15 protein-coding genes are annotated in these 15,948 nt (G+C 71.9%); 10 read left to right on the top strand and 5 right to left on the bottom strand.

Annotation, left to right across the window (positions count from 1 at the left end):
* The 5 genes from VF289_RS04815 to VF289_RS04795 form a co-directional block, all read right to left on the bottom strand.
* Window positions 1-1,029 (bottom strand): acetyl-CoA carboxylase biotin carboxylase subunit (locus tag VF289_RS04815; protein ID WP_330881646.1); only part of this gene is annotated, 1,029 nt, incomplete at its 3' end.
* Between the two features lie 57 nt (window positions 1,030-1,086).
* Window positions 1,087-1,833: a Maf family protein gene (locus VF289_RS04810; protein WP_330881644.1), complete on the bottom strand. Its 747-nt coding sequence runs from the start codon at window positions 1,831-1,833 to the stop codon at window positions 1,087-1,089.
* Window positions 1,830-3,545, bottom strand: a complete 1,716-nt coding sequence (locus VF289_RS04805; protein ID WP_330881642.1) for a DUF885 domain-containing protein — start codon at window positions 3,543-3,545, stop codon at window positions 1,830-1,832. Before VF289_RS04805 ends, VF289_RS04810 begins: the two co-directional genes overlap by 4 nt.
* A 72-nt stretch (window positions 3,546-3,617) precedes the next feature.
* Window positions 3,618-3,896 carry a hypothetical protein gene (locus tag VF289_RS04800; protein WP_330881640.1) on the bottom strand — a complete coding sequence of 93 codons (279 nt, stop codon included), beginning with the start codon at window positions 3,894-3,896 and terminating at the stop codon, window positions 3,618-3,620.
* On the bottom strand, window positions 3,893-5,482 hold the full coding sequence (locus VF289_RS04795) for an acyl-CoA carboxylase subunit beta (RefSeq protein ID WP_330881636.1): 1,590 nt from the start codon (window positions 5,480-5,482) through the stop codon (window positions 3,893-3,895). Before VF289_RS04795 ends, VF289_RS04800 begins: the two co-directional genes overlap by 4 nt.
* A 198-nt stretch (window positions 5,483-5,680) precedes the next feature.
* Between VF289_RS04795 and VF289_RS04790 the strand changes: the two genes are divergently transcribed.
* From VF289_RS04790 to VF289_RS04745, 10 genes are all read left to right on the top strand, one after another.
* Window positions 5,681-6,640 (top strand): biotin--[acetyl-CoA-carboxylase] ligase, encoded by a 960-nt coding sequence (locus VF289_RS04790; RefSeq protein ID WP_330881634.1) that lies wholly within the window; start codon window positions 5,681-5,683, stop codon window positions 6,638-6,640.
* Window positions 6,637-7,857 (top strand): adenylate/guanylate cyclase domain-containing protein, encoded by a 1,221-nt coding sequence (locus VF289_RS04785; RefSeq protein WP_330881631.1) that lies wholly within the window; start codon window positions 6,637-6,639, stop codon window positions 7,855-7,857. The genes VF289_RS04790 and VF289_RS04785 overlap by 4 nt, the downstream gene beginning before the upstream one ends.
* A gap of 118 nt (window positions 7,858-7,975) precedes the next feature.
* On the top strand, window positions 7,976-8,671 hold the full coding sequence (locus tag VF289_RS04780) for a response regulator transcription factor (protein WP_330881629.1): 696 nt from the start codon (window positions 7,976-7,978) through the stop codon (window positions 8,669-8,671).
* Between the two features lie 3 nt (window positions 8,672-8,674).
* Window positions 8,675-10,129: an ATP-binding protein gene (locus VF289_RS04775; protein WP_330881627.1), complete on the top strand. Its 1,455-nt coding sequence runs from the start codon at window positions 8,675-8,677 to the stop codon at window positions 10,127-10,129.
* Window positions 10,130-10,147: 18 nt separating this feature from the next.
* Window positions 10,148-11,395 carry a 5-(carboxyamino)imidazole ribonucleotide synthase gene (locus VF289_RS04770; protein ID WP_330881625.1) on the top strand — a complete coding sequence of 416 codons (1,248 nt, stop codon included), beginning with the start codon at window positions 10,148-10,150 and terminating at the stop codon, window positions 11,393-11,395.
* 95 nt (window positions 11,396-11,490) lie between these two features.
* Window positions 11,491-11,970 carry a 5-(carboxyamino)imidazole ribonucleotide mutase gene (purE, locus tag VF289_RS04765; RefSeq protein WP_330881650.1) on the top strand — a complete coding sequence of 160 codons (480 nt, stop codon included), beginning with the start codon at window positions 11,491-11,493 and terminating at the stop codon, window positions 11,968-11,970.
* Window positions 11,967-13,094 (top strand): acyltransferase, encoded by a 1,128-nt coding sequence (locus VF289_RS04760; protein WP_330881624.1) that lies wholly within the window; start codon window positions 11,967-11,969, stop codon window positions 13,092-13,094. The genes purE and VF289_RS04760 overlap by 4 nt, the downstream gene beginning before the upstream one ends.
* Window positions 13,095-13,133: 39 nt before the next feature.
* Window positions 13,134-13,820, top strand: a complete 687-nt coding sequence (locus VF289_RS04755; protein WP_330881622.1) for an acyltransferase — start codon at window positions 13,134-13,136, stop codon at window positions 13,818-13,820.
* Window positions 13,817-14,926 carry a DegT/DnrJ/EryC1/StrS family aminotransferase gene (locus VF289_RS04750; protein WP_330881621.1) on the top strand — a complete coding sequence of 370 codons (1,110 nt, stop codon included), beginning with the start codon at window positions 13,817-13,819 and terminating at the stop codon, window positions 14,924-14,926. The genes VF289_RS04755 and VF289_RS04750 overlap by 4 nt, the downstream gene beginning before the upstream one ends.
* Window positions 14,927-14,928: 2 nt before the next feature.
* Window positions 14,929-15,930 carry a Gfo/Idh/MocA family oxidoreductase gene (locus VF289_RS04745; protein ID WP_330881648.1) on the top strand — a complete coding sequence of 334 codons (1,002 nt, stop codon included), beginning with the start codon at window positions 14,929-14,931 and terminating at the stop codon, window positions 15,928-15,930.
* Window positions 15,931-15,948: the final 18 nt, after the last annotated feature.

The following is a 15,948-nucleotide window of genomic DNA, read 5'->3' as shown; positions in this document are numbered from 1 at the left end:
CTCGATGGAGTGCGCGTGCGGCTCGGGGTCGCGGTCCTCGAGGTGCTCGCCGTTGGCGATGCGCAGCTGCTCGCGGACGAGGTCGAGGCCGGTGACCTCCTCGGAGACGGGGTGCTCGACCTGGAGGCGGGTGTTGACCTCGAGGAAGGAGATGGTGCCGTCCTTGCCCACGAGGAACTCGCACGTTCCGGCGCCCACGTATCCGGCCTCGCGCATGATCGCCTTGGAGGACGAGATCAGCTGGGCGTTCTGCTGAGCGCTGAGGAAGGGCGCGGGCGCCTCCTCGACGAGCTTCTGGTGGCGACGCTGCAGCGAGCAGTCACGAGTGGAGACCACCTGGACGTTCCCGTGGGCGTCGGCGAGGCACTGGGTCTCGACGTGCCGGGGGGAGTCGAGGTATCGCTCCACGAAGCATTCGCCGCGGCCGAAGGAGGCGGTCGCCTCGCGCACCGCCGAGTCGAAGAGCTCCCGGACCTCGGACTCCTCCCGGGCGACCTTCAGCCCGCGCCCGCCGCCGCCGAAGGCGGCCTTGATCGCGATCGGCAGACCGTGCTCGCGCGCGAAGTCCACGACCTCGTCGGAGTTCTTCACCGGGTCCTTGGTGCCGGCGACCAGCGGTGCGCCCGCCTTCTGGGCGATGTGCCGGGCGGAGACCTTGTCACCGAGCTTCTCGATCGCTGCGGGCGGCGGACCGATCCAGGTCAGCCCCGCATCGATGACGGCCTGGGCGAAATCCGCGCGCTCGGAGAGGAATCCGTAGCCCGGGTGGATCGCGTCGGCACCGGAGCGGTGGGCGATGTCCAGGATCTTGTCCACCACGAGGTAGGAGCTGGAGGCGGTGGTGCCGCCGAGTGCGTAGGCCTCGTCGGCGGTCTGCGTGTGCAGGGCGTCACGGTCGGGATCGGCATAGACGGCGACGGAGCGGAGCCCGGCGTCCCGGCAGGCCCGTGCGATCCGCACCGCGATCTCTCCACGGTTGGCGATCAGCACCGTGGACAGGCGGCGGGGCTTGGAGGAGCGAGCGGGCATCGGCGAAAGGTCCTTCCGAGGGGGGGCAGCAGAGGTCGAGTCTAGTACCGCGCGGGCTCAGTCGGCGGCAGGGCCCGACGGGGCGTGGCCGGAGGTCTCCTGCGCCGGCTCCGCCCACAGCTCGTGGACGCCCAGACCGATCTCGCCGAGCATCCGGCGCAGCAGCGGCAGCGAGATCCCGACCACAGCATGGGGGTCGCCCTGGACGTGCTCGATGAAGGGCCCGCCGCGACCGTCGATCGTGAACCCGCCCGCCACCCCGAGGGGTTCGCCGGTGGCGACATAGGCGTCGATCTCCTCGTCGGAGAGTTCGGCGAAGCGCACCTCACAGCTCGCGGTCGCCCCGAAAGTGGCGCCGGTGCCGCCGTCCTCTCCGTCGCGGTCATCGACCAGCCAGTGCCCCGAGTGCAGGGTGGCGGTGCGGCCGCGCATCGCCCGCCAGCGCTCGCGCGCCCTGTCGGCGGTCAGCGGCTTGCCGATCGTCTCGCCGTCGATCTCGAGCATCGAGTCGCAGCCGAGCACCACGTAGCCGCCCTCGCTGCGGGCGGTGGCCGCGAGCGCCTTCTCCCGTGCCAGCAGCAGCACCTCGTCCGCGGGGGTGAGGGAGTCGGCAGGGTCCTCCGACGCGGCGGCCTGTGCTCGGGCCCGGGCGAGGATCGCCTCCTCGTCGAGGTCGACGGGCAGGGCCGAATGCTCGATGCGGGCCGCGCGGAGGGTCGCGCGGCGGCCCGCCGAGGCGGAGGCGAGCAGGAGCAGCGGGTCGTGGTCCAGCTGCTCGACGGGGTCCTGGTCCAGGGTGCTCATCGCAGGGCCTCCTCGAGGACGGACAGCGGCAGGCCGCCGAGCTCGAGCGCCCGTCGATGGAAATCGCGGACGTCGGCGCCGAAGGCCTCGGCGTTCTCGCGCAGCTGCTCCCAGACGCGCTGACCGATCTTGTAGGACGGGGCCTGGCCGGGCCAGCCCAGGTAGCGGTGCAGCTCGAAGCGCCGCTCGGCCTCCGTGACGCCCCAGTGCACGCCCATGAAGTCCCAGGCCTTCTCGTAGGTCCAGGCACCACCCGCGGAGCCGGCCAGGTCCTCGGGCATCGGCAGGCCGCAGTGCAGGCCGATGTCGAGCACGACGCGACCCGCGCGCAGGCGCTGCGCATCGAGCATTCCCAGCCGGTCGCCGTCGTCGGAGAGGTACCCCAGCTGGTCCATCAGGCGCTCGGCGTACAGCGCCCAGCCCTCGCCGTGCCCGGAGACCCAGCACATCATGGCGCGCCAGCGGTTCAGGGTGCTGGCCTGCAGGGTCTGGATTCCCACCTGGAGGTGATGGCCCGGCACGCCCTCGTGGTAGACGGTCGTGGTCTCCAGCCAGGTGTGGAACTCGGTAATGGTGGCGGGCACGTCCCACCACATGCGTCCCGGGCGGGTGAGGTCCTCGCTGGGGCCGGTGTAATAGATGCCTCCGGAGCCGGTCCTCGCGATCCGGCACTCGAGCCGGCGCAGCGGCTCGGGGATGTCGAAGTGGGCACCGGCGAGCTCCTCGACGGCCCGGTCGCTGAGGTCCTGCATCCACGCCTGCAGCGCGTCGGTGCCGTGCAGCACGCGTGCGGGATCGGCGTTCAGCGCCTGCTTCGCGGCCTCGACGGAGCGACCGGCGCCGTGTCCGGCGCGCTCGTTGATCCGGGCGGCGACCTCCTCCTGCTCGGCGACCACGGAGCGCAGCTCCTCGATGCCCCAGGCGTAGGTCTCGTCGATGTCGATCGTGGTGCCCAGGAAGGTGCGGGAGGCGAGCGCATAGGCGTCACGGCCCACGGCATCCTGCTCGGGGGCGCGAGGGGCGAGGGCCTCGAGCGCGTCGGCGAGGTCGAGGTAGCCCTGCGCAGCGGTGCGAGCGGCCTCGGCGACCCGCTCGCGCTGGGCGTCGTCGCCCACCGCGTCACGGGCGAAGCTCGTGAAGAAGCCGTCCGCGGCCGCATAGCCGCGGGCCTGCTCCGCGCCGAGCAGCAGCTGGCGACGGGCGGAGACCACGCCGTGCTCCGCCGCCTCGTGGAGGGACTCGGCCCAGGTGCCGAGCGAGTGGGGCAGCTTCTCCATGCGCTCGGCGATCACCTGCCAGTCCTCGGCCGTGTCCGTGGGCATCTGGTCGAGCACGTCGCGCGACTGCAGCGGGGAGGCGAGGTTGTTCACCGCGGAGATGTCGAGCCGCTTCTCGGCCCGCTCGATCTCCAGGCCGAGGCGCTCGGTGAGCGCGGCCCGGGTGACCGCGTCGACGCCGTCCTCGTCCGGCACCTCGGCGACACGGGCCAGCAGCGTGCGGGTCGCCTCGGTGCGCTCGTCGACGGCAGCGGGGGAGTAGTCGGTGACCTCGGTGTCGTGCCCGGCGATGCCGAGCTCGGTCGCGAGGAAGGGGTCCAGGCGGGCGCTGAGGTCGACGTACTCGTCGGCGAGCCGGTCGAGGGCGGTGGCGGGGCGGACTGCGGGACCCCCGGAGCCGGCGTCGGCGGAGGCGGGGGGAGTGGTCTCTGACATGCGTCGCAGTCTAGTGCGGCACCGTGCCTCGAAGCCCGCCGGTGAGGCCGGCGACGGGCGCGAGCAGCGCGCTCAGCGGTCGGAGAACTGCCAGGCGGTCGCCGAGGGGAGGCCGCGCAGTCCGTGGGCGCGGGGATGGCAGTGGACGGCATCGCCCCACGCGGCGGCACCGGCCCCGCGGCCCTCGGCGAGCAGGCGCTCCTCCGCCTCGAGCCGGCTGGTGACGCTCATCGCGGAGACCACCACGGCGATCGCGGCGAGCTCGTCGTCACGCAGATACCCCCGCACCAGGCGCACGTCGGAGGTGCGCACGACCTGCGACTGCTCGGCACCGCGTCGAGCGACGCTCACAGCGGGATGTTCCCGTGCTTCTTGGTGGGCAGGGTGTCCCGCTTGGTGCGCAGGGCGCGCAGGGCGCGCGACACCTCGAGGCGGGTCTCGGAGGGGCGGATCACCCCGTCGATCCAGCCGCGCTCGGCCGCGGTGTACGGGGTGGCGAACTGCTCCTCGTACGCGGTCTCGAAGCGGGCGCGCGCCGCCTCGACGTCACCGCCCTGCTCGGCCACTTCACGAAGATCGCCACGGTGGAGGATGTTCACAGCCCCCTGCGAGCCCATCACCGCGATCTGCGCGGTGGGCCAGGCGAGGTTGATGTCCGCCCCGAGCTCCTTCGAGCCCATGACGATGTAGGCGCCGCCGTAGGCCTTGCGGGTGATCACGGTGATCAGCGGGACCGTCGCCTCGGCGTAGGCGTACAGCAGCTTCGCGCCGCGGCGGATGATCCCGCCGTACTCCTGGTCCGTGCCGGGCAGGAAGCCGGGCACGTCCACGAAGGTCAGGACCGGGATGTTGTTCGCATCGCACAGTCGCACGAAGCGCGCAGCCTTCTCGGAGGCGTCGATGTCCAGCGTGCCCGCCAGGTGCGAGGGCTGGTTCGCGATGATGCCCACGCTGTACCCCTCGACACGGCCGAAGCCCACCAGCACGTTCTGCGCGAACAGCGGCTGGACCTCGAGGAACTCCTCGTCGTCGAGCACCGCGCGCAGCACGGTGAGCATGTCATAGGGCTGGTTCGGGGAATCGGGCACCAGAGTGTCCAGCGCGGCGTCCGCAGGGGTGACCCCTTCCTCCACGGCGACCGGGAAGGACGGTGCGGGGCTCAGCGTGTTGGCCGGGAGGTAGCTCAGCAGATCCTTGACGTACTCGATCGCCTCGGCCTCGTCGGGCGCCATGTAGTGGGCCACGCCCGAGCGGGAGGAATGGGTGCGCGCCCCGCCGAGCTCCTCGAAGCCGACGTCCTCGCCGGTGACCGTGCGGATCACGTCGGGGCCGGTGATGAACATGTGGGAGGTCTTCTCGACCATCACGATGATGTCCGTCAGCGCCGGGGAGTACACGGCGCCGCCCGCGGCCGGGCCCATGATCAGGGAGATCTGCGGGATCACGCCGGAGGCGCGGGTGTTGCGCTTGAAGATGCCGGCGAACATGGCCAGCGACGCCACGCCCTCCTGGATGCGGGCACCGCCGCCGTCGAGGATGCCGATGATCGGCACCCCGGTGCTCAGCGCGAGATCCTGGATCTTCTGGATCTTGCGGCCATGGGCCTCGCCGAGCGAGCCGCCGAAGACGGTGAAGTCCTGGGAGTAGACGCACACCTGGCGACCGTCGATCGTGCCGTAGCCGGTGACGATCCCGTCGCCGTCGGGTCGCTTGCGATCGATGCCGTAGCTGTGGGCCTGATGCCGTACGAAGCGGTCGGTCTCCACGAACGAGCCGTCGTCCAGCAGGTCGGTGATGCGCTCGCGGGCCGTCTTCTTGCCTCGGGCGTGCTGCTTCTGCACCGCGATCTCATCCGCGGCCGAGACCGCGGCGGCATCGCGCTCGCGCAGATCCTCGAGTCGCTGGGCGGTGGTGAGCGGCCTCGGGGCGTCGGTCACGGAGCCTCCTGCTGCGGCCTGCGCGGCCGCCATCTGTTCCGGCGGATGGACACCGGGATACTACGCTACGCAGGTCCGCGGACGACGGCCCGGCCGTCGGACGGTGCGTGTGATCACCACCGGTCGGAGGCGTCTCGCAGGCGCCGACCAGGCGCGGTCGGCGGTGAGACGGGGCCGGCAGGACGGACGGGAGGCACGATGGACAGCTCGGACGAGGTGACGCCGATCCTCCGGCGGGACGAGGTCACCTCCACTCAGGACGAGGCGGTGCGGCTGCTGGCCGACGGGGCGCGGCCTCCCTTCGCCCTCACGGCTCGCCACCAGACCCGGGGCAGGGGGCGGCTCGGACGGCCCTTCTCGAGTCCGGCGGGGGCGAGCCTCGCCCTCACCTTCGTGCATCGCAGTCGCCTCGCGCCGGAGCGGCGGGGGTGGCTCCCGCTCGCCGCGGGGCTCGCGGCGGTCACCGCGATCGAGCAGGTGCTCGGGGAGGGTGCTCCCGACCGCATCGGCCTGAAGTGGCCCAACGACCTGCACACCGGGGACGGTCGGAAGCTCGGCGGGATCCTCGTCGAGGCGCGCGGCGAGGACCTCCTGATGCTCGGCATCGGCCTCAATCTCCGCGGTCCGATCCTGCAGGACGACGGCCAGGAGGTGCCCGGAGCGGCCTGGCTGCTCGGAGCCGGCGGGCTGCGGCAGGGCGGCGCGGCACGGCAGGGGGATGCAGAGCGTGACGCGGCGGAGGGCGGAGCGAGGGGCGCGGCGAGGAGCGAGGAGCTGAACGGGACCGCGCAGCTCAGGCATGACCTGGAGAGCGCGTTGACCGCGGCGCTCGCCGAGGAGCTCTCCCGCCTCGAGCTCGCCGGGGGAGACGGCGTCTCCGCCGGCACTCGCGAGCGCTACACTATGACCTGCCTCACAGTGGGGCATGCTGTGCGGGTCGATCCTCTGGGGGAGACGGGCGCGGGCGGGACGCACCCGCCGTCACTGCACGGCATCGCCCGGACGATCGATGCGCACGGCCGACTGGTCGTCGACCTCGCCGGAGGCGACCAGGTGGCCGTGGACGTCGGGGATGTGCGGCATCTGCGACCGGACGGACCCGTCCGGTCCACGACTCGCGGTGCGACGGGCACCGAGCAGGAGGAGCACGGCACGTGACCGGAGGAATGGAAGACCCGGAGCGCACCGCGGACCCCTCGGGACCCACCCCGGAGGGGGACTCGTCGGTGCCGCAGGAGCCCTCGGTGCCGCAGGAGCCCGTCCCGGTGGGGACCGCGGAGCTGCCGGACCTCTCCGAGGCCGGTGAGGGGATCAGCTCCCTGGACGACGGCGGGATCCTCGAGCTCAACCGGCGCTTCGCCGCCGTGCGCCGCAGCGTCGGCGCGCTGGAGAAGGTGCTGCTGCAGGGCCCTCGCAAGTACTCGCGCAGCGACCTCGCACGGCAGCAGGACATCCCTGAGCGCCTCACCTCGGTCTACTGGCGGTCGCTCGGCTTCACCCCGGTGGACGAGGACACCGTGGTGTTCACCGACGAGGATGCCTACGCGATCGGTGACCTCGCCGCCATCGTCGAGGAAGGGGCCATCACCGAACGCGCCTTCGCGAGCATCTCGCGCGGCATGGGCTTCCACATGGGGCGCCTGGCGATGTGGATCACCGAGGCACTGGTGGACGAGGCGAAGCACGCCGACGGGCTCGACGACGCCCAGGCCCGCCAGCAGATGCTCGACTCCATCCCCGAGCTGCTCGAGATCTTCGAATCCCAGGTGATGTACACCTTCCGCCGCCAGCTGGCCGCCTATGCCGCCCGCGCCGGCAGCGAGGTGCTGCACCGCGACACCGACGAGCTCTTCCCCCTTCAGCGGGCCATCGGCTTCGCCGACCTGGTCCAGTTCACCCGCCTCGCCCAGGACCTCCCGGGCACCGAGCTGGCGGACATGGTGGGACGCTTCGAGTCCCTCAGCCGGGACATCATCTCCGTCGGCGGAGGGCGCGTGGTCAAGACGGTCGGCGACGAGATCATGTTCCTGGCCGACACGCCGGAGGACGGCGCCCAGATCGCGGTGAGCCTCGCCGAGACGATCACCGAGTCCCCGGACCTCCCGCCGGTGCGGGTCGGGCTGGCGTGGGGGTCGATGTTCTCCCGCTACGGCGACGTCTTCGGGCCGACGGTGAACCTCGCCGCCCGGATGGAGTCGGTGGCCCGCCCGGGGTCGGTCCTGGTCGACGCCGAGACCGGTGCGGCGGTGGCGCAGGCGCTGCCGGGCGGTTTCTCGCTCGCCGAGGAGGAGCGGGTCGAGCTGCACGGGATCGGCGAGGTGCACATCCAGGAGATGCGCCGGGACCGCTCCACGCCCCTGGACATGGGCCTGTGACGGGCACCGGGGCGGCCCGCTCCCTCGGCGCCCAGCATCGACCTGTGATGATGGAGCCACGCTCGGGCCGGCTCCGGTCCCGGGCAGTCCCTGCCGGCATCGCCTTAGGATGGACCGCGTGACACGACTGCTTCTCGTCGAGGACGACTCCGCCATCGCTGAACCCCTCTCCCGCGCACTGGACCGGGAGGGCTACACGGTCACGCGCGCTTCCCGCGGGATGGACGCGCTCGCGATCGCGGCGGGTGCCGAATCGATCGACCTGGTCATCCTGGACCTCGGCCTGCCTGATCTGGATGGCCTCGAGGTGGCCCGGCGGCTGCGCAAGGGAGGGCTCGAGTGCCCGATCCTCATCCTCACCGCGCGCGCCGACGAGGTCGACGCCGTCGTGGGTCTCGACGCGGGCGCCGATGACTACGTCACCAAGCCGTTCCGCCTCGGCGAGCTGCAGGCGCGGATCCGCGCTCTCATGCGGCGCTCCCAGGCGACCGAGGAATCGGGTGACAACTACGACGTCAACGGCGTGACCCTGGACGTCTCCGCCCGTCGCGCCTATGCCGACGGCGAGGAGCTGAGCCTCTCCGCCAAGGAGTACGACCTGCTCACCGTGCTGGTGCGGGAGTCTGGGAGCGTGGTGACCCGCGATGACCTCATGCGCGAGGTGTGGGGCGCCGAATGGTGGGGCTCCACCAAGACCCTGGACATGCACATCTCCTGGCTGCGTCGCAAGCTCGGCGACGACGCCACCGATCCGCGCCGGATCACCACGGTGAGGGGAGTGGGCTTCCGCTTCGAGACCGGCACGGAGAGCTGACCGGTGCGGCAGCGCGTGCTGCAGGCCACCATCATCACCGTGCTGCTGGCCGTGCTCATGCTCGGCATCCCGCTGGGCTACTCCTGGCTCCAGCTCGTCGAGCAGAACCTCAGCAACCAGGCGAACGCCATCCTGGATCAGGTGCGGGTGGACACCGAGACGCGGCTCCAGGAGGGCGGCGATATCGACGAGGCGCTGCTGCAGCGCCGGGTCGATGAGCAGACGGACCTCAACATCACGATCACGGTCACCTACGAGGACGTCGTCCACAGGGCCGGCGACCCGCCCGGTGAGGGCGGCGTGACGACCAACACCAACGGCGCCTTGGGGCAGGCCGTCTCCGTGTACGTCCCGGCCTCCGACGTCCGTGCCCACACCGCCAGCGCCTGGGTGCTGATCACCGTCGCCGGTCTGGCCGCGCTCTCGATCGGCGTCTCGGTCGCACTGTGGCAGGCGCAGCGCATCTCGATGCCGCTCGCACGGCTCAGCCGACGGGCCGAGGAGATGGGCTCCGGGCGCTCGCGCGGTCCCTGGCAGACCTCCGGGATCGCGGAGATCGATGACGTCGCCGAGGAGCTCGCCCGTTCCGGAGCGATGCTCAACGAGAGGCTCGAGGCCGAGAGCCGTCTCGCCTCCGACGCCTCGCACCAGCTGCGCACGCCGCTGACCGCCCTGTCGATGCGACTGGACGAGATCCTCGCGGTGAGCTCGGAGGAGTGGGTCCGCGAGGAGGCGCGCATCTCCCTCGAGCAGATCGACCGCCTCACCGAGGTGGTCCACGACCTCATCAACGCCCCCCGGTCCTCCCAGCGCCGCACTCCCGGTGTGGTCGAGCTGCGCAGCGTGCTGACCCAGCAGAGCGAGGAGTGGTCCCCGGCCTACCGCCGCGCCGGCCGAGAGCTGCGGGTGCAGGTGCCGCGCTCGGCCGCGGTCTGGGGCTCCACCGGACCGCTCACCCAGGTCATCGCGACCCTCGTCGAGAACGCGCTCGCCCACGGCGGCGGCCGCACCACGGTCAAGGTGCGCCGCAACGACCACTCCACGGTTGTGGAGGTCTCCGACGAGGGCACCGGTGTCGACAGCGAGCTCGGCTCCCGCATCTTCGAGCGCTCCGTCTCCGGGCGCAGCTCGAGCGGCACCGGGGTGGGCCTCGCCCTCGCCCGCACGCTGGTCGAGGACGACGGCGGGCGTCTCGAGCTGCTCACCGAGCAGCCGGCGACCTTCGGGGTGTTCCTCATCTCCGCGCCCGGTGACGACGGGGAGGACGAGCTCCTCGAGGATCCGCAGCCGGTGCGCTCGCACCGCGGTGGACGGCCGGGACGTGCCGGCAGGACCCTGCGCGGCAGTCGTGCCGACATGTCGCCCAGCGGCGTGCAGGGTGCCCGCGCGGGCGGCGACGACCTCGACTCCCTCCCGCAGGGGTCCGTGGTCCGGCGCCGACCGCGCTCGCACAGCTGACCTCGTACACTGGCCGCCGTGCCCGAGACCTCACCACGCCCCGCCCCGCCCGAGCCCGCCGCCGATACCCGCACCGGTCCGCTGACAGGACCGCGGGGTGCCCGCAGCGTCGGCATCGTCGGCGCCGGGCAGCTGGCCCGGATGATGCTCGGCCCCGCCATCGAGCTGGACCTGACCACGATCGTGCTGGCCACCGACCCTGCCGAGAGCGCGGCAGCGGTCGCCGCACGGGTGCGCCCGGGCCGGCACGACGACGAGCAGGCGGTGAGGGACCTCGCCGCCGACGTCGAGGTGATCACCTTCGACCACGAGCACGTCCCCACGGAGATCCTCGAGAGGATCCAGCGCGAGGGGACCACCGCGGTGCGTCCCGGCCCGGCCGCGCTCGTCCATGCACAGGACAAGCTCGTCATGCGCGAACGCCTCTCCGCGCTCGGCCACCCCTGCCCGCGCTGGTGGCGCATCAGCACCGGTGACGACCTCGCCGCCGCGCTCGAGACGGCCGGGGGCCGACTGGTGGTGAAGACCCCCCGCGGCGGCTACGACGCCCACGGGGTGAGGATCATCGAGCAGGCCGACCAGGCGGAGGACTGGCTCGCCGAGCACGGTGAGCTCCTCGCCGAGGAGCTCGTCCCCTTCACCCGCGAGCTCTCCGCCCAGGTGGCCCGCCGCCCCGGGGGAGAGGCGACCGCCTATCCCGTAGTGCAGTCCGTGCAGAAGGACGGAGTCTGCTACGAGGTGGTCGCTCCCGCGCCCGGGATCGATCACTCCGCCCAGCAGCGGATCCAGGCCCTCGCCCTGGCCATCGCCGAGGATCTCGACGTCACCGGGATGCTCGCCGTCGAGCTGTTCGAGACCCCGGAGGGCGAGGTGCTCGTCAACGAGCTCGCGATGCGCCCCCACAACACCGGCCACTGGTCGATGGACGGCGCCGTGACCGGCCAGTTCGAACAGCACCTGCGGGCCGTCGCCGATCAGCCGCTGGGCTCCACCGCACCGCTCGCGCCCACCGCGGTGATGGTCAACCTGCTCGGCGGCACCGCCGAGGACCTCGCTCCCGGAGCCCACGCCGCGCTCGCCGCGGACCCGGCGCTGAAGATCCACCTCTACGGCAAATCAGTGCGCCCCGGAAGGAAGATCGGCCACGTCACGCTGATCGGGGAGGACGCCGCTGACCTGCTCGCCCGCGCCCACCGCGCCGAGCGGCTGATCGTCGACGGACCCGAGTCGCTCACCGATCCCCTCACCCCTGGAGAACCCCGATGACGCAGGACGCCACCTCGCAGGACGACAGCTCGCAGGACGCCACCCCGCAGGCCGCCACCGAGGAGACCCCTCGCCGCCCGCTGGTCGGCATCGTCATGGGGTCGGATTCCGACCACCCGGTGATGCAGGCCGCCGAGGAGGCCCTGGCCGAGTTCGGGATCGACTGCTCGGTCGAGGTCGTCTCCGCCCACCGCATGCCCGAGGACATGGTCACCTGGGGTCGCGGAGCCGCAGAGCGCGGGCTGCGCGTCGTGATCGCGGGAGCCGGCGGCGCCGCGCACCTGCCGGGCATGCTCGCCGCTCTCACCCCGCTGCCGGTGATCGGGGTGCCGGTCCCGCTGAAGCACCTCGACGGCATGGACTCGCTGCTCTCGATCGTCCAGATGCCCGCCGGGGTGCCGGTGGCGACCGTCTCCATCGGCGGGGCCCGCAACGCCGGCCTGCTCGCCGCGCGGATCCTCGCCGCGGGGGGCGATGCCGAGGCCGCGCGCCTCCGCGAGCGGATGGTCGCCTTCCAGACGGAGCTGCGCGAGATCGCACTGGCCAAGGGGGAGAAGCTGCGGTCCTCGCGGTGACCTCCGACGCCGCGGCGTCCTCAGGGGTCGCGAGCCCCGGTGCCGGCGGCCGCGTCCCCTGGCTCGACCTCGCCCGCGCGTTCGCGATCGTGCTGGTGGTCGTCTACCACGTCGCGGGCGGCGCCGGGTACGACCTGCTGCCCCGGGACAGCACGGGCGCCGGCTACTGGTGGTCGGCGGTCAACATCATGCTCGCGCCCATCCCCATGAACCTCTTCTTCATGGTCTCCGGGATGCTCGCCCTGCGTGCCGTGCGCCGTCCCTGGTCCCTGGTGCTCCGCCCGCGAGTGCTCGACATGCTGTGGCCCTACCTGCTGTGGAGCCTGGTCTTCGCCCTCACGGCCTGGGTGCGCTACGCCCCTGAGGACCCGTGGGGCTTCGCCCTGGACCAGGTGACGGCGATGGTGGTGGTGATGGGGCCGTACTGGTTCGTCGCCGTGCTGCCGCTGTTCTTCCTCGCCGCCCGTCTCGGCCGGAACCGTCCCCGCCTGCTGCTCGCCCTCGCCGTGATCGTCTACGTGCTCGCGGTGCCTCTGCGTCTGGCGATGCTGGATGCGCCGTGGATTCCGGTGCTGATCACCGAGGGGTTCTACCGCTGCACCGTGTATGCGCTGTGGTATCTCGCCGGTTTCGTGCTGCGCGAGCAGATCATCGCGATCGCGACCCGCACCCCGGCCTGGGCCGCGGGGCTGCTCCTGGTCGTGTTCGTGCTCAGCACGTCGGTGATGTTCTTCGGCCAGTACTCGCACCTCGTGGAGCGGATCCTGCATGCGATCGCCTCACTGAGCGGGGTGCTCGGGCCGGTGACGCTGATGCCCGCCCTGGTCCGGATCCCCTGGATCGCCCGACTCGGTGGGGCGATCGGCAGCCGCACGCTCGAGATCTACATGATCCATCCCCTGGTGCTCAACGCCGTCGTGGTGCTCTACCCGGCCAGCGCCCCGGGGCGTGCCCTCGCGGGATCCCTGCTCTCGGATCTGCTCCTGATCCCGCTGGTGTCCGCCGTGGCCCTCGGCGCAGGGGTGCTCGCACAGATCCTCGCCCAGCGCTGGCACCTGGGCTGGCTCTTCTCCGCCCCCGGAGGTGGCCGCCCGCGCGACATCCCGGCCCGCGCCCCCGCCTGATCCCGGAGCTCGGTGCGCAGGAGCGGTATCGTCGTGGCCATGAGCGATACCCCTGCCTACCGGGTCGCCCCCGGGGCCGACATCTCGGACGACGCGACCATCGGGGAGGGCAGCTCCATCTGGCATCTCGCCCAGGTGCGCGAGGGTGCCGAGATCGGCACCGACTGCGTGATCGGCCGCGGCGCCTACATCGGCTCCGGCGTGCGGATGGGCGACGGCTGCAAGATCCAGAACTACGCCCTCGTGTACGAGCCCGCAGTGCTCGCCGCCGGAGTCTTCGTCGGCCCCGCGGCCGTGTTCACCAACGACCATTTCCCGCGTGCGGTCACCCCCGACCTCGCCCCGAAGTCCGCCTCCGACTGGGAGCCCGTGGGGGTCACCTGCGAGACCGGTGCATCGATCGGCGCCCGCGCCGTGTGCGTCGCCCCTGTGACCATCGGCGCCTGGGCGATGGTCGCCGCCGGCGCCACGGTGGTCAAGGACGTCCCGCCGCACGCCCTGGTGGCCGGAGTCCCCGCCAAGCGACTGGGCTGGGTGGGACGAGCCGGGGAGAAGCTGGTCCCCGCCGCCGACGGCACCGACGCCTGGGTCTGCCCCACCACCGGGGAGTGGTACATCCCCGACGACTCCACCGGAGGGCTGCTCCTGGCCTCCTCGCCGCTCGCCCACGCCCCGCGACCGGCCGAGCTCCCCGACCACGACGGAACGGACGGTCCCGCCGCATGAGCACCGAACTCACGATGATTCCGCCGGCGAAGCCGTTGATCGGGCAGGAGGAGCGGGATGCGGTGGATCGTGTGCTGGCCTCGGGGATGGTGGCGCAGGGTCCGGAGGTGGCGGCGTTCGAGGGGGAGTTCTCGGGCGCGCTGGCCGGGGGTCGTGAGGTGGTGGCGGTGAACTCGGGCACCTCGGGTCAGCATCTGGGGATGCTGGCGCTGGGTCTGGGTCCGGGGGATGAGGTGATCGTGCCCTCGTTCACGTTCGCGGCGACTGCGAACACGGTGGCGGTGTGCGGGGCGACGCCGGTGTTCGTGGAGGTGGATCCGGAGACGTTCACGATCGATCCGGTCGCGGTCCGGGCGGCGGTCACGGAGCGGACGGTGGGGATCCAGCCGGTGCACCTGTATGGGCATCCCGCGCCGATGGATCAGCTGCTGGCGATCGCGCAGGAGCATGGGCTGTGGGTGTTCGAGGACGCGGCCCAGGCCCATGGCGCGACCTGGCGGGGCGAGCAGGTGGGGACCTTCGGTGACGGGGGGATGTTCTCCCTGTATCCGACGAAGAACATGACCTCGGGCGAGGGCGGCATGGTCTCCTGCGCCACGCCGGAGCTGGCGCGGCAGGTGCGGCTGCTGCGGAACCAGGGGATGGAGACGCAGTACGCGAACGAGGTCGCGGGCTTCAACAACCGGATGACGGATATCCATGCCGCGATCGGGAGGGTCCAGCTGGGCAAGCTCCCGGCCTGGACCGAGACCCGGAAGCAGAATGCGGCGTTCTTCGATGCGCATCTGGAGGGTGTGGTGACACCGGTCGTGGCCGAGGAGGCTTCGCATGTGTATCACCAGTACACGATCCGGATCGAGGGGGCGTCGGCCGTGGAGCGGGACGGATTCGCGGCCGCGCTGCGCCAGGAGCATCTGGTGGGGTGCGGGGTGTATTACCCGACGCCGGTGCACCGGCTGGCGACGTTCCGGACGGAGGTGGAGCTGCCGGTGACGGAGATGCTGGCGCGAGAGGTGCTGTCCCTGCCGGTGCATCCGAGCATCTCGGAGCAGGACCGTGAGCGGATCGTGGAGGCTGTGAACACTGTGGCGACGGCGGGGGCATGAGCATGAGCGAGACGACGACGCTGCGGGCGGGACTGATCGGTCTGGGCATGATGGGCCGCCACCACGCCCGCAACCTGCGCGCCCTGGACGGGGTGGAGCTGGTCGCGGCCGCGGATCCGGGCGGGGACCCCCATGGGGCCGCACCGGATCTCGAGGTGCTGGCGGATGTGGAGGCGCTGATCGGGGCGGGCATCGACTACGCGGTGGTCGCCGTGCCCACCCAGTTCCATCGGGACGTGGCGCTCGCGCTGGCCGAGGCCGGGGTGCACACGCTGGTGGAGAAGCCGCTCGCCTTCGACATCGGGGAGGCGGAGGAGATCGCCGACGCCTTCGAGCAGGCAGGTCTGGTCGGCGCCGTGGGCTACGTCGAGAGGTACAACCCCGCCCTGCAGGAGATGCGACGCCGGATCGCCGAGGGCCAGCTGGGGGAGATCTACCAGATCGCCACCCGCCGCCAGGGCGGGTTCCCCGCACGGATCTCGGATGTGGGGGTCGTGAAGGACCTGGCCACCCACGACCTCGACCTCACCGCCTGGGTCGCACAGTCCCGGTACGCCCGCGTCGGCGCGACGGCGACCCGGCGCTCCGGCCGGGTCGACGAGGACATGGTCTCGATCACCGGAGCGCTCGCGGACGGCACCATCACGAGCCATCTGGTGAACTGGCTCTCGCCCTTCAAGGAGCGGGTCACCGTGGTGACGGGGGAGAAGGGCGCCCTGGTGGGCGACACCCTCAACGCCGACCTCACCTTCCACGCCAACGCGGATGCGGCGACGAACCTGTGGGAGTCGATGGCCTCCTTCCGCGGGGTGAGCGAGGGGGATTCGATCACCTATGCCCTGCAGCGACAGGAGCCGCTGGCGACCGAGCATCAGGCCTTCCGCGATGCCGTGCTCGGCGAGGGCACGAACATCGTCACCATGCGCGAGGGCCTGCACACCGTCCGCACCGTGGAAGCCGTGCTCGAGAGCACCCGCGAAGGACACGTGGTCACGCTCCCCTGAGCGGCCCGGGACAGCAGC

It is taken from the genome of Brachybacterium sp., from assembly GCF_036379615.1.
GTDB lineage: Bacteria > Actinomycetota > Actinomycetes > Actinomycetales > Dermabacteraceae > Brachybacterium.
Note: the sequence above shows the minus strand (reverse complement) of the source record. Positions and strands in the feature narration are given on the sequence as shown.